This window comes from Citrobacter sp. Cpo030, from assembly GCF_030333005.1.
In the GTDB taxonomy this organism is placed as follows: domain Bacteria; phylum Pseudomonadota; class Gammaproteobacteria; order Enterobacterales; family Enterobacteriaceae; genus Citrobacter; species Citrobacter portucalensis.
Genome location: NZ_JAOWGT010000067.1, coordinates 283390 through 308492, shown reverse-complemented (window position 1 = coordinate 308492; position 25103 = coordinate 283390). Strand labels below are relative to the sequence as shown.

Genomic DNA, 25103 nt, shown 5'->3' with positions numbered 1-25103 from the left:
GTCCACGCTCCTGGACGTCAGGAGGGATCAATGGCTAATGCATCATACCCGACAGGCGTCGAAAACCATGGCGGTTCGCTCCGCATCTGGTTTCTATATAAAGGTAAACGTGTCAGGGAAAACCTCGGTGTCCCTGACACTGCAAAAAATCGCAAGATAGCTGGTGAGCTGCGTTCTTCGGTTTGTTTTGCGATAAGAATGGGGAATTTTAACTATGCAGAAAAATTCCCAAACTCACCGAACCTTGCCCGGTTCGGTCAGGATAGAAAGGAAGTTACTGTGCTGGAGCTTACCGAAAGATGGTCGGAGCTGAAGAGAATGGAGATCAGCTCTAATACCATGAGTAGGTACGAGTCCATCATAAAAAATATGCTTCCGCGCATCGGCGAAAATAAAATGGTTTCTGCGGTGACCACTGAAGATTTGCTGTATGTCAGAAAGGAGTTGCTGACGGGTTTCCATGTAATGAAGAAGGATCACCGGACACAGGTAAAAGGCCGGAAATCGTCCACGGTGAATAATTACATGATGCTGATGGCCGAGATCTTCCAGTTTGCAGCTGATAACGGCTACGCAAAGGAAAACCCGTTTAGCGGAATTAACCGTCTCAGGAAGGCAAAAGACGAACCAGATCCACTCACGACAGACGAGTTCATCAGGTTCATTCAGGCATGCGGACACCAGCAGATGCGAAACCTCTGGACTGTTGCCGTCTATACCGGAATGAGGCATGGGGAATTATGTGGTCTTGCATGGGAAGATATCGATCTCACTGCGGGCACCATTACGGTTAAGCGTAACCTGACCCAAACGTATGAGTTCACCCTGCCAAAAACCGAGGCGGGCACTGACAGGGTGATTTATCTCATACAACCAGCTATTGATGCCCTGAGGAATCAGGCCCAGTTGACACGCCTTGGCCGGCAGTTTGAGGTTGAAGTGAAGCTGCGGGAGTACGGACAATCTGTCATTCAACCCTGCACTTTCGTGTTCAGCCCTCAATGCGTCAAACGTGGACCTCGCACAGGATATCACTACGCGGTTAATTCGATTAATAAAATTTGGGCCCCGATAATCAAGCGAGCCGGTATTCGTTACCGCAACGCGTATCAGTCACGACATACCTATGCGTGCTGGTCATTATCAGCTGGTGCTAACCCAAACTTTATAGCAACTCAGATGGGGCATACCGATGCACAGATGGTTTACAAGGTGTATGGAAAGTGGATGTCAGAGAAGAGCGCCGATCAGGTTTCTCTGCTCAACCAGACGCTTTCACGCTTTGCCCCATCACTGCCCCAAAGCATGGTAATAGCGCAGTAGAAAACCTGAAATTCAAGTGGTTAGCAGTCGTATCGCTACATTTTCATAACACGTGGCACGAATTGCCCTCGACCAGAAAGAGAGCTTATGGTGTGATCGGGGTTCAATAAATCGCTAAACAGGGTATACTCCAGCGGTTTTCTTAGTTGTTTATTGTACTAAACGCTCCCGTGAGAGGATGCTACTGCGCACCTATGACACAATTCGCTTCTCCTGTTCTGCACTCGCTGCTGGATACAGACGCTTATAAGTTGCATATGCAGCAAGCCGTTTTTCACCACTACTACGATGTACAAGTAGCGGCTGAATTTCGTTGCCGTGGCGATGACCTGCTCGGTATTTATGCCGATTCTATTCGTGAGCAGGTGAATGCTATGCAGCACCTGCGACTGCAGGAGGATGAGTACCAGTGGCTCTCCGGCCTGCCTTTCTTTAAAGCTGATTACCTTACCTGGTTACGTGATTTCCGCTATAACCCGGAACAGGTTTGCGTCACCAATGATAACGGCAAGCTAAACATCCGCTTAACCGGTCCGTGGCGTGAAGTGATCATGTGGGAAGTCCCGCTGTTAGCGGTGATTAGCGAACTGGTACACCGTTACCGTTCACCTGAATCAGGCGTCCCGCAGGCACTCGATGAGCTGGAAAGCAAACTAGTAGAATTCTCTGCTTTAACGAAAGATGTCGATATGTCCCGCTTCCATTTGATGGATTTCGGTACGCGTCGTCGTTTTTCGCGCGAAGTACAGCAGGCTATCGTTAAACGCCTGCAGCAAGAGCCCTGGTTTGTTGGCACCAGTAACTACGATCTGGCCCGCCGCCTGTCATTAACCCCAATGGGTACGCAGGCGCATGAGTGGTTCCAGGCTCATCAGCAAATCAGTCCAGAACTTGCCACCAGCCAGCGCGTAGCCCTGGCAGCCTGGTTAAATGAATACCCTGATCAACTCGGCATTGCATTAACCGATTGCATCACCATGGACGCATTTTTACGCGACTTTGGCGTTGAGTTTGCTACCCGCTATCAGGGTCTACGCCATGACTCAGGCGATCCGGTGGAATGGGGTGAAAAAGCCATCGCCCATTATGAAAAACTGGGGATTGATCCGCTGAGCAAAACGCTGGTCTTCTCAGATAATCTCGATCTGAAAAAAGCGATTGAACTCTACCGCCACTTCTCTTCCCGCGTACAGTTGAGTTTTGGTATTGGGACACGGCTAACATGCGACATTCCGCAGGTTAAGCCACTCAATATTGTGATCAAGCTGGTGGAATGTAACGGCAAACCGGTGGCGAAGTTATCTGACAGCCCGGGTAAAACCATCTGCCACGATAAAGCATTTGTTCGTGCACTGCGCAAAGCCTTCGATCTCCCGCATATCAAAAAAGCCAGTTAAGCCTTCCAGGGAGCCATTTTGGCTCCCTTTTTCGCGTTTATTTCCGAAATCTTTCACTCCAGCTACGAATTCTGCTTGTCTGATTGCAGATGCCAGGTAACATAGGTATCCCCCCATTACGGGTGGACATGTGTTTATATATCCGACTATTAACAGAGAGAATATTATGAGCGTTGTGCCTGTAGCCGACGTACTCCAGGGCCGCGTAGCCGTTGACAGCGAAGTCACCGTGCGCGGATGGGTGCGTACCCGCCGAGATTCAAAAGCTGGCATCTCCTTCCTCGCCGTTTATGACGGTTCCTGCTTTGATCCTGTACAGGCCGTCATCAATAATTCTCTGCCCAATTACAATCAGGACGTACTGCGCCTGACGACGGGTTGTTCAGTTATCGTAACGGGTAAAGTCGTTGCGTCTCCTGGACAAGGACAGAGCTTTGAAATTCAGGCCACTGAGGTTGAAGTAACGGGCTGGGTTGAAGATCCTGACACTTACCCAATGGCAGCTAAGCGTCACAGCATTGAGTATCTGCGTGAAGTGGCGCACATGCGTCCGCGTACCAACATGATTGGTGCGGTAGCGCGTGTACGTCATACGCTGGCGCAGGCTCTGCATCGTTTCTTCCACGAGCAGGGTTTCTTTTGGGTATCGACTCCGTTGATCACCGCTTCCGATACGGAAGGTGCCGGTGAAATGTTCCGTGTTTCTACGCTGGATCTGGAAAACCTGCCGCGTAACGATCAGGGTAAAGTCGATTTCGACAAAGACTTCTTTGGTAAAGAGGCCTTCCTGACCGTTTCCGGTCAGCTGAACGGTGAAACCTACGCCTGCGCCCTGTCTAAAATTTATACTTTTGGCCCGACGTTCCGTGCAGAAAACTCTAACACCAGTCGTCACCTGGCAGAGTTCTGGATGCTGGAACCAGAAGTGGCTTTTGCTGACCTGAACGATGTTGCAGGCCTGGCTGAAGCGATGCTGAAGTACGCGTTTAAAGCCGTACTCGCAGAGCGTGCGGATGATATGAAATTCTTCGCTGAACGTGTCGACAAGGACGCGATTTCACGCCTGGAACGTTTCATTGACGCTGACTTCGCGCAGGTGGATTACACCGACGCGGTAAGCATTCTGGAAAAATGCGGTAAACAGTTCGAAAACCCAGTTTACTGGGGTGTGGATCTGTCTTCTGAGCATGAACGTTACCTTGCTGAAGAGCACTTTAAAGCGCCGGTGGTAGTGAAAAACTACCCGAAAGATATCAAAGCGTTTTATATGCGCCTTAACGAAGACGGTAAAACCGTTGCTGCAATGGACGTACTGGCCCCGGGAATCGGTGAAATCATCGGTGGTTCTCAGCGTGAAGAGCGCCTGGACGTGCTGGATGCCCGTATGCTGGAAATGGGTCTGAACAAAGAGGATTACTGGTGGTATCGCGACCTGCGTCGCTACGGTACCGTTCCGCATTCCGGCTTCGGATTGGGCTTCGAGCGTCTGATCGCTTACGTCACCGGCGTACAGAACGTCCGTGATGTTATTCCGTTCCCGCGTACTCCACGTAACGCCACCTTCTAAACGTGCGTTATTGTTTTGAAGGCCAGCATTGCTGGCCTTTTTTATACCCTTTTCGTGTTATCTGGATACCCATCTCACGTTAAACACAACCTTTCAATCTCCCCCACCTGTTACGTAATATTTCATCGCAATACATTTGCACAAAAAATAATCAGTAATTTTATTGTGGATTAGCATTTTCTGATTAAATAGTACATTTTTCAGCCTCTCGCACAGCACTCCAGACGTCCAAAAATCGCTACCTGTAAAATACGAACTTTCCGGCATAACGGAGAAAAAATGACCTTAGCAAAATTAAACATAAGAAAATCATATAAATAGAAATAAAAACGAGAATTTTAAGCGCAGGAGCATCCGAAGTTTGACGCTGTTCACAAAGTTGCACAAAAATAACATTTTGTTACACATTTTTTCTTTTTGAAACTAAATCTTTATATTTGTAGCACTTTGACGGTAGCGAAACGGTAGTTTGAATGGAAAGATGCCTGTCAGACACATAAAGACACCAAACTCTCATCAATAGTTCCGTAAATTTTGATTGACGGAATTTATTGGCGGCAGTGGCAGGTGTCATATAAAAACCGATGAGGGTAATAAATAATGATGAAGCGCAATATTCTGGCAGTGGTTATCCCTGCTCTGCTGGTAGCCGGGGCAGCTAACGCTGCAGAAGTTTATAACAAAGATGGCAACAAAGTAGACGTATACGGTAAAGCCGTTGGTCTGCATTATTTTTCCAAGCACAACGGTGATAACGCCTACGCTGCTAACGGCGATCAGACATATGCCCGTCTTGGTTTCAAAGGGGAAACTCAGATTAACGACCAACTGACCGGTTACGGCCAGTGGGAATACCAGTTCAGCGGCAATAACTCCGAAGGCGGTAGTGACGCTCAGAACGGTAACAAAACTCGTCTGGCATTTGCCGGCCTGAAATTCGGCGACGCGGGCTCCTTCGACTACGGTCGTAACTACGGCGTCGTATACGATGCACTGGGTTACACCGATATGCTGCCAGAATTCGGTGGTGATACCGCTGCTTCTGACCAGTTCTTCTCCCAGCGTAACGGCGGTCTCGCAACCTACCGTAACTCTAACTTCTTCGGCATGGTTGAAGGCCTGAACTTCGCCGTTCAGTACCTGGGCAAAAATGAGCGTGATGACGCGCGTCGCTCTAACGGTGATGGTGTTGGCGGCTCAGTAAGCTACGAAATGGATGGCTTCGGTATCGTGGGTGCTTACGGCGCAGCTGACCGTACCAACGCGCAAGAAACGCTGACCTACGGTCGCGGTGCAAAAGCTGAGCAGTGGGCTGCTGGTGTGAAATACGATGCGAACAACATCTACCTGGCGGCGAACTACAGCGAAACCCGTAACGCAACCCGTATCTCTAACGGTTACGCTAACAAAACTGAAGACGTACTGTTGGTTGCTCAGTACCAGTTCGACTTCGGCCTGCGTCCGTCCCTCGCCTATACCAAATCTAAAGGTAAGGACATCGAAGGAATCGGCGACGTAGATCTGGTGAACTACTTCGAAGTGGGTGCGACTTACTACTTCAACAAAAACATGTCCACCTATGTTGATTACATCATCAACCAGATCGATTCTGACAACAAACTGGGCGTAGGCTCTGACGACACCGTTGCAGTGGGTATCGTTTACCAGTTCTAATAGCAGACCTCTTTGTTAAATGCCTAAAAAACAGGACTTCGGTCCTGTTTTTTTATATCTGCTAGCGGATTCTTGCGTCTTAAAAAAACACCTCAGCTTTTCGTCAGTAACGGTTGGCATTTTGTAAATCTACCGTTAACCTGATAGCGGACTTCCCTTCTGTAATCACTATGGAACCTCGTCATGTTTGAGAACATTACTGCCGCTCCTGCCGACCCCATTTTGGGTCTGGCTGATTTGTTTCGTGCCGATGACCGCCCTGGAAAAATAAACCTGGGGATCGGTGTATATAAAGATGAGACAGGCAAAACGCCGGTACTGACCAGCGTTAAAAAAGCCGAGCAATATATACTGGAAAATGAAACCACCAAAAATTACCTTGGCATTGACGGTATTCCAGAGTTTGGTCGCTGCACTCAGGAATTACTGTTTGGTAAAGAAAGTTCGCTGATCAACGATAAGCGTGCACGTACCGCACAAACCCCTGGCGGCACTGGTGCACTGCGTGTGGCAGCTGATTTCCTGGCAAAAAATACGTCGGCTAAACGCGTATGGGTGAGCAATCCAAGCTGGCCGAACCATAAGAGCGTCTTTAACTCTGCAGGCCTGGAAGTTTGTGAATACAACTATTACGATGCAGCAAACCACTCGTTAGATTTTGATGCGCTGCTGGCAAGCCTCAGTGAAGCGCAGGCTGGCGACGTGGTGCTATTCCACGGTTGCTGCCATAACCCTACCGGTATCGATCCTACGCTGGAACAGTGGCAAACGCTGGCTCAGATGTCTGTCGAAAAAGGTTGGTTACCGCTGTTTGACTTCGCATACCAGGGCTTTGCCCGTGGCCTGGAAGAAGATGCAGAAGGTCTGCGCGCATTTGCGGCTCTGCACAAAGAGCTGATCGTTGCCAGCTCCTACTCCAAGAACTTTGGACTGTACAATGAGCGTGTAGGCGCCTGTACGCTGGTTGCTGCGGATGCTGAAACCGTTGACCGTGCGTTCAGCCAGATGAAATCAGCCATTCGCGCTAACTATTCCAACCCACCAGCACACGGTGCATCCGTAGTGGCCACGATTCTGAGCAACGACGCGCTGCGTGCCATCTGGGAACAGGAACTGACTGATATGCGCCAGCGCATTCAGCGCATGCGTTTACTGTTTGTGAATACGTTGCAAGAGAAAGGTGCAAACCGCGATTTCAGCTTTATCATCAAACAGAACGGCATGTTCTCGTTTAGCGGCCTGACCAAAGAGCAGGTTCTGCGTCTGCGTGAAGAGTTTGGTGTCTACGCTGTCGCTTCCGGACGCGTAAACGTGGCAGGAATGACGCCAGACAACATGGCGCCACTGTGCGAAGCGATTGTCGCAGTACTGTAATCTATCGCGCACAAAAAAGGCCGCAATAGCGGCCTTTTTATTTATTAAACGAATTACCAGACAGGCATTTCATCTTGCAGGAACGGGTTATGTAAGCGTTCATTACCCAGCGTAGAGAGTGGGCCGTGACCCGGAATAAACGTTACGTCATCGCCTAACGGCAATAGTTTACGTTTAATCGAATCGATTAGTTGGCTGTGATCACCGCGCGGGAAATCGCTGCGCCCTACGCCACCTTTGAAAATCACGTCACCAGAAATCAGTAACTTTGATTGCTCATCAAAGAAGACCACATGTCCCGGTGTATGACCCGGACAATGCAGAACCTGTAACGTCACGTTGCCAACGCTTATCCGGTCACCTTCATTCAACCAGCGATCGGGCGTCAGCGGCTCACAATCTCCCAGGCCAAACATGCGGCTCTGAGCAGGGAGTCCCTGTAACCAGAACTCATCTTCTTTATCCGGACCAATAACCGGTACACCATAATGTTGTGCCAGTTCAGCCGCCGCTCCAACATGGTCAAGATGACCGTGAGTAAGCAGGATCTGCATTAGCGTCAGACCGCTGGCATCCACTTCCTGTTTGATTTTCTCGGCATCGCCGCCGGGATCGACCAGCGCGGCCAGACGAGTCTGCTCACACCAGATTAGCGAGCAGTTCTGGGCGAATGCAGTGACCGGAATAATACGATAGTTCATACAGCTCCTGTTTCATTAAGCTTATGGATCACCAGTGCCGTGCAGGGCCGGTGTCAATATGCACAAAGTTACTGCTGGGGTAGTATCCTACACCACCTGCGCGCATAGATAACGCAGCTTTGCGAATATTACTTAATGCGATGCCTTCAATATGGAAATCCATGGCCTGACCTTTAGTGTGGTAGCTTTTCTTGGCCACACCGCGGCTACGTGCACGGAGTTCATTATTGGTATCGATAGAGCGATAGCCTGAAATCAGCTGTACGGGTTTACGCGTGCCCAGCAGGCCCTGCAGACGGAAGAGTTGATCAAACAGTCCCGGGTCAATGGATTTCACTTTATTGGCCCGAAAATCACGGAAAAAGTGGTTAAGTTTTGCTAATTCGTCCTGAATATAGCCCCTGCCATCAAAAAACTCTGCTTTTATTGACTCACCGGTATGCAGGTTATTCAGAGTCAATATACGCGGACGTGGGGTAGAGAGTGTTGCAAACGCAGGCGTAGGCAAGATGGCAGCGCCGAGGGCAATACCACCAAGCGCCAGCAGTTTGCGGCGATTAGCGTCAAATTTGTCCATGGTATTAAGGTCTACAAGGTCAATGTTATCGTATGTATGCTCTAGCGCACGCGGGAAACCTTATCTGGCTAAGTAGTCCACGTCAAGGCTCCCAACCCCAGGGAATACGGGGCTCACAGCCATTTTGCCCCGTTTCCAGCATAACTTACGACAATCATTTTCCTCGAACTGCTTCATTTATCTGATTAATTGCTCGGCTTTTGACACAATTTGTGCGCTGGATCGCGCTGTCAGATCGTAATTGTAAATATCTGTACGATACTGCGTGCGCCCATCAGGGCCGACAAATGCGGTCAGATAGTAGAGGTTGACCGGAATATTCTGACGAATATTCACATACCGCGTATCCCCTTGCTTCAGGGCATCCGAGATGCGTGAATCATTCCAACCCGCATCCTGTAGCAGCATATTCGCCAGCTCAGATGCCTTGTTCACACGCACGCATCCGGAGCTTAACGCCCGCGTATCTTTCTGGAACAGATTATGGTTCGGCGTATCGTGCAGATAAATAGCGTCCGAACTCGGCATATTGAATTTATAGCGTCCGAGCGAGTTACGTGCACCCGGAGCCTGCTGAAAGCGGAATGGCAGATTGGACGCTGTGATGGTCGCCCAGTCAACCTGCCACGGATCTATCGTCTCTTTACTGTTCCAGCCGCGCATTACGGTATAGCCGTGACGTTCAAGATATCCCGGATCATTCCATAACTTAGGCAGAATATCTTTACGTGCCAGCGTCGGCGGAACGTTCCACGGTGGGTTAACGACCACGTTATTCAGCGCACTGCTCATCATCGGCGTTTTACGATCGGGACGCCCGACAATAACTCGCGAGGCCAGCACCTGATTGCCATTCTGATAATAAACCAGCGAATAGGCAGGAATGTTCACCATGATACCGGTAGACAACTCACTCGGCAGCAGGCGCAAGCGCTGAATATTTAACGCTAGCACGCCCGCACGCTGAGCAGGCGTCACGTTCAGCCAGTCACGTGTGGCTGGGCCAATCGCGCCATCTGCGCCAAGTCCCTGCCACGTCTGAAAACGCTTTACCGCATCAACCAATTCACGATCGTAGGTACCACGCCCTTCTTTGCCAGACGTACTGACGGCAGGCTCCAGCATCCCGGTTCGACGCAAAATTTCACGCAGCGCGGGGATGTCATTACTCCACTCCCCCGGACGCAGCGTTGCTGTACTGGTGAGTTGCGGCCAGGGACGTGAATCGCCCACCAGCTTGAGCAGTGATTCATGCATGGCTGCATACTGCGGATGTTGAGGCGAAAGGCTGGCCACAAATGAAGTCAGTTGACCGTTATCCAGTGCGACCTGCCACTGGTTGATGACGGAAATCGGCGGCGTCGTTAGCGCATAGGGCTTATCGCTGTAAAGCCAGCGATTACCTTTGACAGGGATGTTAGCGATAAAGTGCAAATACCCCATCATCGCATCAGAGAGCACGATGTCTCTCGCCTGACCGGTTACTGCCGGGTCAGTCAGAAGTGCAACCCAGGTAGTGAACTGCGGCTGAAAGCCGGCAATTGCGATCTCGGCTAACTGTTGCTGAAATGCCTTTACCGCATCACGATTTTCCCACATCGGCTTCATTTCGCGTGCGGCATACAGCAGTTCCAACTGGCTCATGTAAACCGGCGTATAACCTGCTGGCAGTTGAGAGTGTATTTCGGCGCGGGCTTTATCGACAGACACGCCTTCTGGCAGCGGTTGAATACCCGCCATGATAGCCGTCGCAGAAGATTGAACCTGCGGCTGCGATAACGCTGTTGGCTGTTCACTGACGGTCGCAGAGCTATCGCCAGGGATCATTTCAGGCTCATCGGCCTGCGCATTGAACAGTGGAGCGAATGTTACGGCCAGGCACAAACTGATTGCCGACAGCCGACGACCACACATTTTATTAAGCAACATCCCTTGCCCCCTGTTTTCTTTATCATACTCTGAATAGCCAGGCCGTCTGTATTCCCCTTTATTTTGACGAGGGTCGGACCTGTAAAACGCCAATACAAACTGAAGTATGACGAGCAAGCCTGTGACGCGTTAGGCTCACCTTTAGTATATAAACATCAAAAACTTTTTGCCTAACCTAATGTAAAGAAGTCTAAAGAAATTACACCAGGCATGAAGTCTTTTCGGAAAAAGATAAGGCGGCCATGTAGCCGCCTTTTTACTTATTACTTAGCTTGCCTGCGAGGAGGCATCTTCAGTCCCCGGCAGCGGTTCCGGTAACTGAGGCGCAAATCCGCGCAGCCCCACCACGTGAACGTGTTCAGTGTTCTGGAAGACTTTACGCACCAGTTTGTAGGTGGTGCCTTTCTCTGGGCTGATGTTTTCCGGCGCAGCGATAATCAGCTGCATCTGCAAACGCTCACACAGCTCAAACAAGGTCGCAATAGAACGCGCATCGAGTCGTGCAGCTTCATCAAGGAACAGCAGGCGGCAAGGAGAGATATCTTTCCCGCGCAATCTGCGGCCTTCATCTTCCCAGCTTTGCACCACCATCACCAGAATAGACATCCCGGTCCCGATCGCTTCCCCCGTTGACAACGCACCAGACTCAGCACGCAGCCAGCCGTCAGAGCCACGGTTAACCTCAACTTCCATTTCCAGATAGTTACGATAATCCAGCAGCTCTTCACCAATGGTTTGCGGCGTGCGTTGCCCCATGTCTATCTGCGGATTCAGACGCTGATACAGCTTCGCCAGCGCTTCTGAGAAGGTCAGGCGATTGCTGTTAAACAGATCCTGATGCTGTTCATGCTGCTCTGAAAGTACGTCCAGCAAGGTAGCATGTGTTTCACGCACATTGACGTTCAGGCGAACGCTGTTGACCTGGCCAAACGACACGCTTTGCAGCCCCTGGTTCAGCATGCGAATACGGTTCTGTTCACGCTGAATAGTCTTACGAATAATGTTCGCCACGCTGCGTGAGCTGATCGCCAGCTTCTGTTCGCGTGAGGTTAACTCTTCCGTCAGACGGCTCAGCTCGATCTCCATCTGTTCAATGGCTTCAACCGGATCGTCGGTACGAATAATATCCTGGCGAATACGTTCGCGCAGATGCTGGTAAACCGCGACGAAGAACTGAATTTTACGCTCTGGACGTTTTGGATCTTCAGACAGACGCAACACATCGCGCAGGTGCTCGTTATCTGCAACCGCCAGACGTAGCGCACCGAGCGCCTTATCCGACATCGAACGCAGTTCGTCACCGGAAAGATAGGCCAACTCGCGACGGTGCAGACGACGTTCCACACCGTTATCTTTCACCATCCGCATGACTGCACACCAGCCGGCTTTAGCGGTGACTACTTGCTCGCGCATTTCATGATAATCACGTTCCAGCTTGCGCAGTCTGCGGGTCAGGTTTTCCATCTCCGCTTCGCAGAAGGTCAGCGCTTTCTCAAGTTGGTTGCGGCGTGCACGGTTGTTGCTGAGCTGCGCATGCAGTTCGTCACGACGGATACGCGCGCGCTCTTCGGCACCGCTGTCCGCACGAACGCCGATATCCTGCAGTTCACGTTGTAAATCGTTAAGCAGCTCTTTTTTGGTGTCATAAGAGCTTTTTAGCGATGCCATCACCTGGTTGTACTGGCTTAACTGTGCGGCGTGGCTGCGCAGCGCTTCACGAGCGCGGGTACGTTCGGCTTCCGCCTGTTCCAGGCGTTCACGCAATTTTTCGTTCAGATCGCTATTGCCGCTCAGCATTTCGGCTGAGTCGGAATAACTAAAGTGCGCCCGACGCTGTACGACTTCGGTCAGCGCAAAAGCCTGCTGACGCGCATCGCGCTGCATCTGCTGGGAATACGCATAGTCTTCCTTCAGCTGTTCAAACTGCTCAGGGTCATTTTGCAGAACCGAAACGATAGGTTCCAGTTTCGCCAACTGATTGCCATGTTGCTGTACAAAACGCGCGGCTTCCTGAGCTTCATCCAGACGCTCGCGAATTTCGTCAACGCGATCGGCCAGCGTATCATCTGCCAGCAGATTCAAGCGCGGCAGCAGGCGGTTCAGCGCAGAGACGCCCTCTTTCGCCTGTTCAAACTGCATACGGCTTTGCTGGTTATCATTTTCATGATTGGTCAGCGCACGTTCCAGTTCAACGCGACGGCTATTCAGCTGGCGAATTTCCGCTTCTGGATCGGCTTCAAACGCCACCGACAGATGGCTGCCGATAAAGCGACTGAACGCCTGATGCAGACGTTGGGTTTTCTGGACGTCAAAGGAGAGCGTGGCGAAACGTTCAGACAGCCCTTCACGCTCGGCATGCAGGGTTTCGATACGACTTTCACGTGCTGCACGCCCAAAAATAGGCACCGTCGGGAAGCGAGAATAACGCCACTGACGCTCGGCAGTTTTCACCACCACCGCATTTTCCAGTTCATCAACGCTGAAGACGCTGTCATCAAACGACTGCGGATCCCCTTCGATGAAATAGAGATCTTCCGGGCAATCCGTCAGCCCTTCAAGCTGTTCGGTAATCAGCGACAGATCCGGTACCACGATGGCATGGCGCGAAGGACCGTACAGCGCAGAGAAGTACGGTGCATCTTCAAGGCTAACGTCATCATAAATTTCTGACAGCAGCACGCCGCCAAAGCGCTCCGCTAGCGCGTTCAGACGCTGATCTTCCGCCCCGCCCGGCTGACTTAAACGTTCAATCTCTTCATCAACCGCATTTTTACGTGCACCGACTTCATCACGCTCAACAATGGCCTCACGCTCGCGCTCCAGCAATTGTTGCAGATACTCGGTCACATCCTGGCTGGAGGTAAACTCTTCCCCACACTGCTCGCTAAGCTGGTTCAGGCTATTTTGCGCAGCCAGCCAGACGGGTGCCCGTTTCATCAAATGCTGAATACGGGATTGTAGCTGTTCCTGCTCCTGACGCAGCGTCATACGCTGTTCGCTGGCAGACGAGACGCTGTCCGACAAGGCGGCGATGCGCGCTTCCAGCTCCTGGTGCAGTGCTTCCAGCTCCTCGATATCGAACTGTTTACCCTGTCGCTTGCAGAATTCGGCCAGCAGACGCTCGGCGTCCTGCTGTTCGCGCAGACGCTGCTCCAGTTCGCTCAGTCGCATACGCAACGGCTGAACCTGTTCTGCCAGGTGGCGCTGTTCCACGCCTTCGCGCAGCAGTTCACGCGCCACGCTCCAGGCTTCACCGCGCGCCAGCGGGCCGTTGATAGCCGCCACCAGCTGATAAGCCTGTTCGAACTGGCTATGCGCGGTTTGCGCCACGCTCATTTTTTGTTCTAGCGTCAGCAGCTTTTCAGTGGCTTCCTGCTCTTTGGCCTGGAAAGTCTCCAGCCATTCGGCGGCGCTGTCGGCTGTCAGATCCGGTAGGTGGCAGAGCTCTTTCGCCCGATTTAGGGCCTGGATCGCCTGAGTATACTGGATGGCTCGCGTCTGCTGGACGTCCAGCGCTTGCTGGTAATCGGCAAGCTGGCTTTTCAGCTCATCCACTTCCAGCTCAGCGGCTTCCGCACGGGCTTCGTTTTCATCCTGGCGGTCAACGGCTTCCGCGACCACCTCGTTTTGTTCTTCCAGACGGACCTGCAGTTCTTCGAGATCCGCCTCGTAGCGTTCAATTTTTTCCTGCTGACGCAGCGCGGTTTGCACCAGATTCAGGTGATCGCTCGCGGCCTGGTAATCAGCTTCCAGATCGCCTTCCGCACCGTTGTGCTCACCCAATTCACGTGCCATATCCACGTGTTTGTACTGCTCTGCCGCCAGCTGCTTGCGCGAGGTATACAGTTCACGACGATATTCCAGTGCTTTATCCAGATGGATACGGCGTTCGTTGGCGTGGCGCATATAATCCGCGGCCACATAGTTGGTCGCTTCGCTGATTAAATGCTTAAACAGGTCGCGGTCAGACTGGGTTACGCGAATCGCTTCCAGCGTCATACGGTTTTCACGCAGCGCGGCTTCCATATCCTGGAACGCTTTACGTACGCCGCTGTTTTCCGGCAGCAGGTAGTCACGAAGTGAACGGGTAATGGCGCTGGAGATCCCGCCGTACAGCGAGGCTTCAATCAGACGGTAGAATTTACTACGATCGGACGCGGAGCGCAGACGACGGGCAATGATGCCCAGATCGAACATCAACGAGTGATAATCGGTTATTGAGTTGAACTGCTTAAACTGCACGCCTTCCATCTCATCAAGCTTCTCTTTCAGCTCAGGTAGAGACAGTACGCGCGCCTGGCGTTCGTTCAGCGTTTCCGTCACCAGTTGGGTTGGCTGTACCGACATCGGCAGCCCCTGAATGGCAAACGGTTTGATATCCACTTTGCGATCGCGACCAGCAACCTGTTGCAGACGCACACCCACGACCACGCGCTGATGACGCGAGTTGAGGACGTCGAGCATTGAATAACAAACCCCTGCTTTCAGCTTACCGTGCAGGCCTTTATCACGTGAACCGCTGGTTGCACCGGCTTCGGTGGTGTTACGGAAATGCAGCAGGGTTAAGTCCGGAATGAGCGCCGTAACAAATGCCGCCATGGTGGTGGATTTACCCGCACCGTTACCACCGGACAGCGTGGTGACCAGCTCATCGAGATCAAACGTACGGGCAAAAAAACCATTCCAGTTAATCAGCGTAAGTGAGCGAAATTTACCGCGTTCAATCATTATTCTTCTTCTCCACTGTCCGGCTGATTCTCTTCGGGCTCATCGTTAAGCTGCAGACGGTTCTCGACCGCCATCGCTTCACCATCACGAATTAAGCGACGCTGTGCTTCACGCGGATCGTCGCCGCTACGCACATCCGCGCCAAAGCGGAAGACAGATTCCGTAATACGGAATTTGCTGCTGTCGTGGCCCAGAAACCACACCATGCCTAAGCGGCGCAAGCGGTTGAGCGAAGAACGCACTTTTTCCTGTAGCTTCTGGCGGTCAACGTCAGAACCGGTTGAACGGTTGTTCACCAGCTTCAGAAGTTTCGCTTCATCAGCCAGCGTTAGCAGCTCGTCGTACAGCTCTTGCTGGGTAAAAATCCCTTCGTTCGCCAGGCGTTCCGGACTGAGATAGAGATAGCAAAGAATTTTACCCACCATCATGTCCAGTTCAGACAGGACCGAACGCGGAATGAGCGTCGTTGAACGCGGACGAAGGTAGAAGAACCCTTCCGGCGCACGGATCAATTCCACGTTATAGCGGCTGTAAAACTCTTCAAAATATTCCTGAAAATCCATCAGGAAGGCATGATTATCCAGTTCATCCAGACCGATATGGCGGCCCGAACGTAAGGCGCTATCCAGCGCCGGAAATAACGGATTCGCCAGCGCCTGCGCCAGCTTTACCGGCATCACTTGTTCAATATTTGTCAATGACATGCGCCTGTACCTTGGCTCCGTAATCATTAATCGGCTGCCATTTGGCTGGCAGTCCGGTGAAGTCTGCTTGCGCTACGCCAAGGCGTACCGCCTGATCGATAACAATACGCGCGACGTCGAAATGACGCGCACGTGGGTATTGCGCCAGATACTCGCGCACTACCAAACCGAGATCCAGTGGTGTTTGTCTGGATTTGTAGATAGCCAGCTGTTCTTCGATGATCGCCGCCAGCTGCTCACGGATCTCGTTAAATTCTTCATATTCCAGATCTTCCGGAAGTTCACCGGTGACCTCTTCATCACGCAGCACCATCTCCTCGTCACGCATATCCAGCAGACGATCGGCGTTGGCATAGGTCAGCGCCCATGGGTCGTCAAAGTAGGTCTGCACGGACTGACGCAGACGCTGGGCGAAGACGCGGTTTTTATCCATATCGATCGCGGTACGGATAAATTTATGAACGTGACGATCGTAGCCGATCCACAAGTCAATGGACTGCTGGCCCCAGCTAATAATGCGGTCGAGCTTGCTTTGTAAATCAAACACCAGCCGATCGACAAAATGCAAATCGTCATGCGTCATCGTGGCGTCCTGGATGCGTAACAGGTTAGCCTGCAGCTTATCCCCTGCCGCTTCCAGCGTATCTTGCAGCTCACGCAGCGTACCAGATGTTTCTGACAGCAGCATTTCACAGCTGGAAATCGCCGCCCGCCAGTCTTTGTTTAGCAACTGTGCGATGTCGTCTTTTACCTGCTGCTGCTGTTCATCCATTATGCGCTGGGTCAGATCGATACTGTCGAAAATCTCCGCCACCGAGTATTTCAATGGCGCATAGACGTTGCGATGCCAGTGGAACTCATCACCACCTTCCGCTGCCGCATCCGCCGCGCGCTTCAGTTCGCCTGCCACAATTGACAGCTGCATAGAAAGACGCAGCGTAGAGAATTCGCGCTGACGAATATAGTAATCTGTGATACCAATCCCGAGCGGCGTTAAACGGTAAATGGCGTTGCCTTCAGCCTGCTCGCTGGTAAAGCGGTTCAGCAGACGTTGACGCACCATATCGTTGATCGCGTTGTTGGCGCGGACGCCGATGGTTTCGCTGGTTTGCTCAAACGCATCACTAACATGGCGGAACGCATCCACCAGTTCACCTTCACTCATCTCACCGTCAAGTCGCTCACCGTTCAATGTGGCGACCGCCAGCAGGAACGAAAGTCTGTCTACCGGCAGAGAGATGGAGAAGTCATTTTTTCTGGCCCAGGCAACCAGTTCGGGGACTGTCTGGGAAAATTCACTCATAGGTTATCCTTGCATCTGCGGCTCGGGCCGGACGTTTAATCGCGGTGACATGAATATAGCGCCCAAGGCTGATATACGGTTCCTGGCGGCAATAACGTGTTTCTATTTCTGTTAAAGCATCAAAACAGTCATGCTGTTTTTGTTTATCACGCAGATAATCATGAAACACCCTCACGCCCGTTTTTCCGGTTATCTCCCAGCCAATCTCCTCCAGCCAGCCATAGACCTGCTGAGGGTCGCGCGGAAAATCGGGAGACAACGTGCGCCGTTTCTTTTTATACATTCCCTGCTGTACATAGCCGAAATTACCGACCAACACATTACGCATCAACAGACCGTTTGCATTGTAGAACATCAGCGATAAAGCACCGCCCGGGCGTAACATCGACCACAATGTTTTTAAGACGGCTTGCGGATCGGCCACCCATTCCAGCACAGCATGAAACAATATCAGATCAACCTGAGAATCCAAATGCTGTGGGATGTCCTGAGCGGCACAATGTATAAAATGCATGTTGTCGCTCACACCTTGCTCTTCTGCCGCCCGTTGCGCTCGCGCCACCATCTCAGCAGAAAGATCGCACAAGGTGACGTGATGGCCCCGCTGCGCCATCAGAATGGCTGTCTGCCCTTCTCCGCCACCCGCATCAAGCACACGCAAAGTTTGGCCCGCATAGTCGGCAAGAAGTTTGTCCAGATCCTGCCAGAGGATCGTCTGACGAAGCTGACCTTTGGTGGTGCCGTAAATGTTACGGGAAAACTTCTCTGCAATGTCATCAAAATTGCGATCCCGCATCGGGCTCTCCACATGCTGGCTTTAGGGTGACTAAGTAAAACCGCTATTTTGTCACACCCACGCCGAGAATGAACCTTCCTGGTGTAATATCCCTGCTGATCCCCTGCTGTATGGTTAAAAAAGGAACCAAAAAGGATGCTTTTTACGCTGAAGAAAGTGATTGGCGGTATGATGCTGCCACTTCCGCTAATGCTCATTATCATGGGTATAGGCCTGGCGCTGCTCTGGTTTAGCCGCTTTCAAAAAACAGGGAAAATGTGCATTAGCCTGAGTTGGCTGGCACTGTTACTTCTAAGCTTGCAGCCCGTCGCCGACAGTCTGCTGAAACCGATTGAGGATAGCTATCCAACCTGGCAGGATACACAAAAAGTGGAATACATTGTGGTGCTGGGCGGAGGGTATACCTGGAATCCTCAGTGGGCGCCAAGTTCAAACCTGATCAGCAACAGTCTTCCGCGTCTGAATGAAGGTATTCGCCTTTGGCGTGCTAACCCGGGATCGAAGCTTATCTTTACCGGTGCTGCGGCAAAGAGCAATAACGTCAGTACTGCAGAAGCGGGCGCCCGCGTAGCACAGTCACTGGGTGTGCCGCCCGGTGATATCATCACGCTGGATAAACCCAAAGACACCGAAGAAGAAGCCGCAGCGGTGAAGCAGGCCATCGGCAGCGCGCCGTTCCTGCTGGTGACCTCCGCATCGCACTTACCACGAGCAATGATTTTCTTCCAACAGGCCGGACTACATCCGTTGCCCGCACCAGCCAACCAGTTAGCGATTGACTCACCGCTTAATCCGTGGGAGCGCGCGATCCCCTCTCCCGTCTGGTTGATGCATAGCGATCGTGTTGGTTACGAAACGTTGGGGCGAATCTGGCAGTGGCTAAAGGGATCGGAACATTGACAGTAATGTTGCCTGATGGCGACACTAACGCGTCTTATCAGGCCTACGTGTTCAGCGCAGAATTGTAGGCCGGATAAGGCGTTCACATGTTCATCAGGCGAGCCACGGCAGCAGTGATTTCGTGGCCAGGTCAAAGTTAGATCGATTAAAACGTCCGGTGTTGACCAGTTGCGCCACCTCATCCCATAACACATACAGCCAGCGCCGCCAGATGAAGGACTCAGCCACTGGCGCGCGTTGCAGGTATTGCCAAAGCAGGCTTTCCGCCAGCGCGTTATCCATTAAACGGAACAATTCATACTCTCTGGGTGCCCACAGCATCAAACCCGGTCCGACCATCGCCAGAAGCTGATCGCTACGGGCGTCTTTGAGCATGCTACGTAAACTAAAATTACCGTGGATTAGCACGCAGTTATCATTGAATCCTTCAAATAAAGCGGGCAAACACTCACGGGTGCGAAACAGGATCCGCTTATCCTGCATCGTCAGCCCGGTATTGTTGAACTGATTTAACGTGGTCCACAACACTTCAACACGTTGGCGATACCAGGATGGCCAGATATTCTCTTGCGTGTTATCCACCATTCCCACACAGCCACGGCTATCCTGTCGATGCCATGACAGCAGACCTTCTACGATCTGATCTTTTAAATGTTCCCAGCGTTCGGGCGTTCGGGCTGGCGCTTCCACCGGCACGCCACGTAAACGCTCAAGCAGTAACACATCAGGACCGGGATGCTCTTCGTGGGTTAAGACCCCGTAAATGACGGGCATACGCACCGTACCGCTGCGCGCCAACATGGAGGTTTTCCAAGCCAGCTGCTGCGCCATACCTGGCGTGGTGAAACTTCTCGCCATCAGCGGCATCGGATTTCCCTGGCTGTCGTACAGTGACCACAGGGCCGTATCCACTTTTTCATTCACGCATTCTATGCGACTGAGTTTTTCGCCCAGCAGGTGGCTGAGTTCGGCACGCAACTGTTCCATTTCAGATTGCCCTCATAAATGCTACTGCTTTCATAATGAGCGTCGTGCAGACAGATGTCACCCGGATGAGATCAATTGATGAAAAGAAAAGTGGAGGGAAAGCGCAACGATACGACACTCCTCCCAAAAATACGCCTCAATATGGGGGGAGTGCCGTGAGAAAAACTAATGCATTTCGGCGCGAACGCGCTCAAGATCTTCGGCAGTGTCTACGCCGGTACCCGGGACTTCTTTTGCGACGGCAACGTGAATTTTTTCGCCGTACCACAGCACTCGCAGCTGCTCCAGCATTTCGATATGCTCAAGCGGGCTTGGCTGCCAGTTAACATAGCGGCGAATAAAACCAGCGCGATAGCCGTAAATGCCCAGATGGCGCAGGAAGGTGTCCCCCACCGTTTCCAGACTTTTGGCGAAACGATCGCGATCCCATGGGATGGTCGCGCGTGAAAAATAGAGAGCATATCCTTCTGCGTCCAACACGACTTTTACCGCATTCGGATTAAATGCCTCTTCGGCACTGTGAATCGGAGCCGCAAGAGTCGCCATACCGACCTGACGTTGCGCCAGATTCTCAGCCACCTGGCGAATAATGACCGCCGGAATCATCGGCTCATCACCCTGTACGTTCACAATAACGGTATCATCGCTAAAACCACATTTCTCGACGACTTCCGCCAGGCGCTCCGTACCAGACTGGTGATCGGCGCGAGTCATGCACACTTCGCCACCCACCGCTTCTACCGCGCGAGCGACATCCTCGTGATCGGTGGCAACGATGATACGTTCAGCGCCAGATTCACGCGCACGCTCCAGTACATGCACGATCATCGGCTTGCCGTTGATATCCAACAGCGGCTTACCCGGCAGACGTGTGGACGCATAACGCGCAGGAATAATGACCACAAAACTCATGATTTACTCTCATCAGCAGTCAGAACGCGGGCTTCGGTTTCCAGTAACACGGGAATGCCATCACGCAGTGGGAAAGCAAGGTTATCCAGTTTACAAATCAGTTCCTGTTTTTCCTGGTTAAACCAGAGTTTGCCATTGCATACCGGGCAGGCAATGATTTCAAGCAGACGATGATCCATAGTTCCTCCAGATGGACCGGATTGTGAATCCGTAAATATTAACATAATCGCTTAAAGGGCTGGGTCTATTTCCCAACCATGGCGTGCATCAGCAAATAAACCTTCAGGATAACGTCCCAGCGTCACGCGTGTTGCCTGTTGCCAGCGGGCAAAATCGTCAATCGCCTGAAACAATCCTTTTTGCAACGTTACTCCAGGCTTAACCCCATCCTGTAACCACAGCGAAATAACGTCCAGCACACCCGTTTTACGGTGCATTTTGGCATCCATCCTCCCAACCAACTGTCCACGATGCAGCAACGGCAAGACAAAATAACCATACTGACGTTTCGGTGCTGGCGTATAACACTCCAGCCGGTAGCTAAAATCGAATAGCTGCTCTGCCCGTTTACGATCCCAGACCACCGGATCAAAAGGTGATAATACTGCACTGTGGGTCGCCGTTAATTTGCCTGCCAGCGCCTGTTCAAGCAGCGGCTGAAGGTGGCTATGCAGCCACAAGGCTCCTAGCCCCTCAACGTCGACAGGAATAATCTGCCGCTGTTCCGCCCGTTCGTTGCACCAGTTTTTTAGCGCTGGGCGCTTCAGGCGGTAGTAGTCTGCCAGCCATTGTTCGCGGAAAATCCCCAGACTGCGGGCACTGTTATCCAGCATGACACTTTCAGCATCTTCCTGCGAAAGTGGGTCGCGTTCATCGTCCCAGTGCGGCATGACGCGATGGGTTAGATCATACACTCGCTGGAAATTACGCCGTTCAACGACCATCACTTTCCCGGCAGTGAACAACCCTTCAAGATGACGCTTCTGCGGTTTCCATTCCCACCAGCCGCTGGTCCCTTTGCGTGGATGCTCAAAATCAGCTGAGCGTACCGGCCCATTATGCTGGATGTGCTGGAGCAGTTGCTCAATCTCATGCGCATGTTCTTTCATCCACGCCACTTTATATTTCCAGCCCATATTCTCCGGGGCCAGCATGCGGTGACGTATCAGCATAAAATCGCTGCGCGGCAAAAAACAGGCCTCGTGCGCCCAGTATTCCATCAGTTCGCCCTGCTGTAACGAGTCGTCCAGCCATTGGGGGGAATAATCGCCTAAACGACTAAACAGCACCAGGTAAGGGCTGCGCGCCACAATATTGATGGTGTCGATTTGCAGTAACGACATGCGCGAAATGGTCGCGAGAATATCTGCCGGGGTTGCCCGGCGGCGTGTTTTTTTCAGCAGACCTTGAGCAGCAAGGTGAAGATGACGGGCATCCATCAGAGAAAGGCGCGGCAACGACATTTATGGCCTCATAAATGATTCGCTGCCGCAGCGTGAATCAGTTAGCGAGTCAGCGAGATTAAGCTATTCAGCAATACATCAGGCCGATCGCCTGACAAATGTGCATCAACAGGTAAATACCACCAGTTTTCATCGGCAAATGCCCGGCACTTAACCGCATCTTTTTCCGTCATTACCAGCGTTTGCCCGGCGTCTACAAACGCACTGACGTCACTGTAGGTCAGAGACTGATGGTCTGCCAGCGCTATAGTTTTTTGCACGCTGGCACCACATGCTTTCAGCGTGGCAAAAAAACGCGGTGGATGACCAATGCCCGCCATGGCGACAATATTGGACAATTGCGCCACATCACGGCGTTCACCGGTACGTAAATTAACGGCCAGCCCCGGTTCAAGTCGCATAGGGATTTCCCCTGGCTGCGCAACGCCACCGTTAACAATAGTCGCATCCACCGATTTAAGGCGACCTGCACGTTCCCGCATTGGACCAGCGGGAAGCCACCAACCGTTGCCAAACCGACGTTCGCCGTCAATGACCACGATTTCAACATCTCGCGCCAGACGATAGTGCTGTAGTCCATCGTCCGTCACAATAATCTGCACATCGTGTTGGGCCAAAATGGCTTTTACCGCATCCGATCTTACCGGGGATACCGCTACCGGCACGCCGGTACGTTGGGCGATCAGCACAGGTTCATCGCCCGCTTCTGCGGTAGTAGTATCAGCGGTTAGCAACAGCGGGTAAGCAGTCGCTTTCCCACCATAACCACGCGACACCACACCCACGCGGATCCCGCGTTGTCGCAGTTGTTCAACCAACCAAATCACCACCGGCGTTTTACCGTTTCCGCCCGCGGTAAGGTTTCCGACCACCACAACCGGGACTGGCGCGCGCCATGCGCGTTTAAGCCCCAACTTGTAGCATAAGCGGATCGCGCCACTCACCAGGCCATACAGCCAGGAGAGTGGAAGTAACAATCGCCACAGCGGCGATTCACCAGACCAGATACGTGCGATCATTGACCAAATTGCATTTTGTGTAATTGTGCATACACCCCGCGCTGCTCAATCAGCTCGCTATGGGTCCCGCGTTCGACAATCAGACCATCCTCCACCACGATGATTTCGTCGGCTTGTTCAATGGTTGAAAGACGGTGAGCAATGACCAGAGAAGTACGGTTTTTCTGTAGCTCATCCAGCGCAGACTGAATCGCGCGTTCAGATTCAGTATCAAGAGCCGATGTTGCTTCATCAAGGATCAGTATTGGGCTGTCACGCAACAAGGCACGGGCAATAGCGATACGCTGACGTTGTCCGCCGGAAAGCAGGACGCCGTTTTCACCAATCACCGTATCCAGGCCATTGTCCATCTTGTTGATGAAATCCATAGCGTAGGCCATCTGTGCCGCTTTTTCGATCTGCTCACGGCTGTACATATCGGTACGCGCGTAGGCGATATTGTTGGCAACCGTATCGTTAAACAAGTGCACATTCTGCGAAACCAACGCAACCTGATCGCGCAGTGATGCCAGGGTATATTCGCGCAGATCGTGTCCGTCCATCAGAATCTGCCCTTCATCAACATCGTAGAAGCGCGTAATCAGGCTGGCGAGAGTGGATTTCCCTGAGCCCGAACGGCCAACCAGAGCAACGGTTTTACCCGCTGGAATATTCAGGTTGATGTTACGCAGAGCCGGTACTTCACGTCCCGGATAAGTGAAAGTCACGTTGCGGAACTCGAGATCGCCGGTAGCACGATCGATCACACGTTTACCTTCATCTTTCTCCTGTTCGCTATCCAGAATCGTAAATAAGGTCTGGCATGCCGCCATACCGCGCTGGAACTGCGCGTTGACGTTGGTCAGAGATTTCAACGGACGCATTAATGCGATCATTGAGGAGAAGACAACCGTAATTGTACCTGCTGTCAGGTTTTCCATTACGCTTGGGAAGCTGGCCGCATACAACACGAAGGCCAGTGCCAAAGACGCAATCAGCTGGATGATAGGGTCGGAGATAGAAGAAGCAGAAACCATCTTCATGCCCTGCAAACGCATCTTGTTGCTGACATTATCAAAGCGCTTGGTTTCAACTTCCTGACCACCAAAAATCAGAACTTCTTTATGGCCTTTCAGCATCTGCTCCGCACTGGTCGTAACCTGCCCCATAGTGTTTTGCATGTTTTTACTGATGCTACGAAAGCGCTTGGAAACCACACGGATTGCCACTGACACAATTGGCGCCAGTACAATCAGGATCAGCGACAGCTGCCAGCTGTAATAGAACATCATGATAAACAGGCCAATGATTGAGGCCCCTTCACGTACCACGGTGATCAGCGCGCCGGAAGACGATGACGCAACCTGTTCTGAATCATAGGTAATACGTGATAACAATGTCCCTGTAGACTGTTTATCAAAAAAGGAGACGGGCATGCCCATCATATGACCAAACAGGCGGCGGCGCATGGTCATGACCACTTTGCCTGACACCCATGAGATACAGTAGCTGGAGACATAGCTGGTTAAGCCACGAACTATCATCAGCCCAATGACCACCAGCGGCATCCACAGCAGCACCGAGCGATCCGTTTTACCAAAACCATCATCCAGTAATGGTTTAAGGAGCGATAACATGAAGGTATCGCTGGCCGCGTTAAGGACTAACGCTATACCCGCCACGATCAGACCCGATTTAAAAGGCGCTATGGTTGGCCATAGTCGGCGAAACGTCTGCCACGTAGAGAGATCTTTATCGTTATGCATTCAA

At 51.9% G+C, this 25103-nt stretch carries 19 protein-coding genes; 6 read left to right on the top strand and 13 right to left on the bottom strand.

The window, feature by feature from the left end; translation table 11 throughout:
• Positions 1–30 precede the first annotated feature (30 nt).
• The 5 genes from OGY37_RS14390 (at position 31) to aspC (ending at position 7335) form a co-directional block, all read left to right on the top strand.
• On the top strand, positions 31–1323 hold the full coding sequence (locus OGY37_RS14390; protein WP_032665345.1) for a tyrosine-type recombinase/integrase: 1293 nt from the start codon (positions 31–33) through the stop codon (positions 1321–1323).
• Between the two features lie 194 nt (positions 1324–1517).
• Entirely contained in the window at positions 1518–2720 is a 1203-nt protein-coding gene (gene pncB, locus OGY37_RS14385; protein ID WP_003836860.1) for a nicotinate phosphoribosyltransferase, read from the top strand.
• A gap of 166 nt (positions 2721–2886) precedes the next feature.
• On the top strand, positions 2887–4287 hold the full coding sequence (gene asnS, locus OGY37_RS14380) for an asparagine--tRNA ligase (RefSeq protein WP_020996514.1): 1401 nt from the start codon (positions 2887–2889) through the stop codon (positions 4285–4287).
• Between the two features lie 600 nt (positions 4288–4887).
• Positions 4888–5961 carry a porin OmpF gene (ompF, locus tag OGY37_RS14375; protein ID WP_148362166.1) on the top strand — a complete coding sequence of 358 codons (1074 nt, stop codon included), beginning with the start codon at positions 4888–4890 and terminating at the stop codon, positions 5959–5961.
• 183 nt (positions 5962–6144) lie between these two features.
• Entirely contained in the window at positions 6145–7335 is a 1191-nt protein-coding gene (aspC, locus tag OGY37_RS14370; protein WP_003831950.1) for an aspartate transaminase, read from the top strand.
• A 53-nt stretch (positions 7336–7388) separates the two neighbouring features.
• Here the strand turns inward: aspC and OGY37_RS14365 are convergent, their stop codons facing one another.
• The 7 genes from OGY37_RS14365 to cmoM form a co-directional block, all read right to left on the bottom strand.
• Positions 7389–8036 carry an MBL fold metallo-hydrolase gene (locus OGY37_RS14365; protein ID WP_063940614.1) on the bottom strand — a complete coding sequence of 216 codons (648 nt, stop codon included), beginning with the start codon at positions 8034–8036 and terminating at the stop codon, positions 7389–7391.
• A gap of 28 nt (positions 8037–8064) precedes the next feature.
• A complete protein-coding gene (gene mepK / locus OGY37_RS14360) occupies positions 8065–8613 on the bottom strand; it encodes a peptidoglycan L,D-endopeptidase MepK (protein ID WP_003831948.1) in 549 nt (182 codons plus the stop codon).
• Between the two features lie 177 nt (positions 8614–8790).
• Complete coding sequence (gene ldtD, locus OGY37_RS14355) at positions 8791–10542, bottom strand: L,D-transpeptidase (RefSeq protein ID WP_063940615.1); 1752 nt, start codon at positions 10540–10542, stop codon at positions 8791–8793.
• Between the two features lie 267 nt (positions 10543–10809).
• A complete protein-coding gene (mukB, locus tag OGY37_RS14350) occupies positions 10810–15270 on the bottom strand; it encodes a chromosome partition protein MukB (protein WP_003831942.1) in 4461 nt (1486 codons plus the stop codon).
• The gene (gene mukE / locus OGY37_RS14345; protein ID WP_003035809.1) at positions 15270–15974 is read right to left on the bottom strand and encodes a chromosome partition protein MukE; all 705 of its coding nucleotides are present in this window, start codon (positions 15972–15974) and stop codon (positions 15270–15272) included. Before mukE ends, mukB begins: the two co-directional genes overlap by 1 nt.
• Complete coding sequence (gene mukF / locus OGY37_RS14340; protein WP_003831939.1) at positions 15955–17277, bottom strand: chromosome partition protein MukF; 1323 nt, start codon at positions 17275–17277, stop codon at positions 15955–15957. The genes mukE and mukF overlap by 20 nt, the downstream gene beginning before the upstream one ends.
• Positions 17270–18073, bottom strand: a complete 804-nt coding sequence (gene cmoM / locus OGY37_RS14335; RefSeq protein ID WP_003035803.1) for a tRNA uridine 5-oxyacetic acid(34) methyltransferase CmoM — start codon at positions 18071–18073, stop codon at positions 17270–17272. The genes mukF and cmoM overlap by 8 nt, the downstream gene beginning before the upstream one ends.
• Before the next feature lie 135 nt (positions 18074–18208).
• Between cmoM and elyC the strand changes: the two genes are divergently transcribed.
• The gene (gene elyC, locus OGY37_RS14330) at positions 18209–18973 is read left to right on the top strand and encodes an envelope biogenesis factor ElyC (RefSeq protein ID WP_063940617.1); all 765 of its coding nucleotides are present in this window, start codon (positions 18209–18211) and stop codon (positions 18971–18973) included.
• A 93-nt stretch (positions 18974–19066) separates the two neighbouring features.
• Here the strand turns inward: elyC and OGY37_RS14325 are convergent, their stop codons facing one another.
• The 6 genes from OGY37_RS14325 to msbA form a co-directional block, all read right to left on the bottom strand.
• Positions 19067–19960, bottom strand: coding sequence for a YcbJ family phosphotransferase (locus OGY37_RS14325; RefSeq protein WP_003831934.1), 894 nt, complete (start codon positions 19958–19960; stop codon positions 19067–19069).
• A gap of 165 nt (positions 19961–20125) precedes the next feature.
• A complete protein-coding gene (kdsB, locus tag OGY37_RS14320; protein WP_003831932.1) occupies positions 20126–20872 on the bottom strand; it encodes a 3-deoxy-manno-octulosonate cytidylyltransferase in 747 nt (248 codons plus the stop codon).
• Positions 20869–21051: a protein YcaR gene (ycaR, locus tag OGY37_RS14315; RefSeq protein WP_003035793.1), complete on the bottom strand. Its 183-nt coding sequence runs from the start codon at positions 21049–21051 to the stop codon at positions 20869–20871. Before ycaR ends, kdsB begins: the two co-directional genes overlap by 4 nt.
• A 51-nt stretch (positions 21052–21102) precedes the next feature.
• Positions 21103–22335, bottom strand: a complete 1233-nt coding sequence (locus tag OGY37_RS14310; RefSeq protein ID WP_126318669.1) for a winged helix-turn-helix domain-containing protein — start codon at positions 22333–22335, stop codon at positions 21103–21105.
• 41 nt (positions 22336–22376) lie between these two features.
• On the bottom strand, positions 22377–23354 hold the full coding sequence (lpxK, locus tag OGY37_RS14305) for a tetraacyldisaccharide 4'-kinase (protein WP_191221639.1): 978 nt from the start codon (positions 23352–23354) through the stop codon (positions 22377–22379).
• The gene (gene msbA, locus OGY37_RS14300; RefSeq protein ID WP_003831926.1) at positions 23351–25099 is read right to left on the bottom strand and encodes a lipid A ABC transporter ATP-binding protein/permease MsbA; all 1749 of its coding nucleotides are present in this window, start codon (positions 25097–25099) and stop codon (positions 23351–23353) included. Before msbA ends, lpxK begins: the two co-directional genes overlap by 4 nt.
• Positions 25100–25103: the final 4 nt, after the last annotated feature.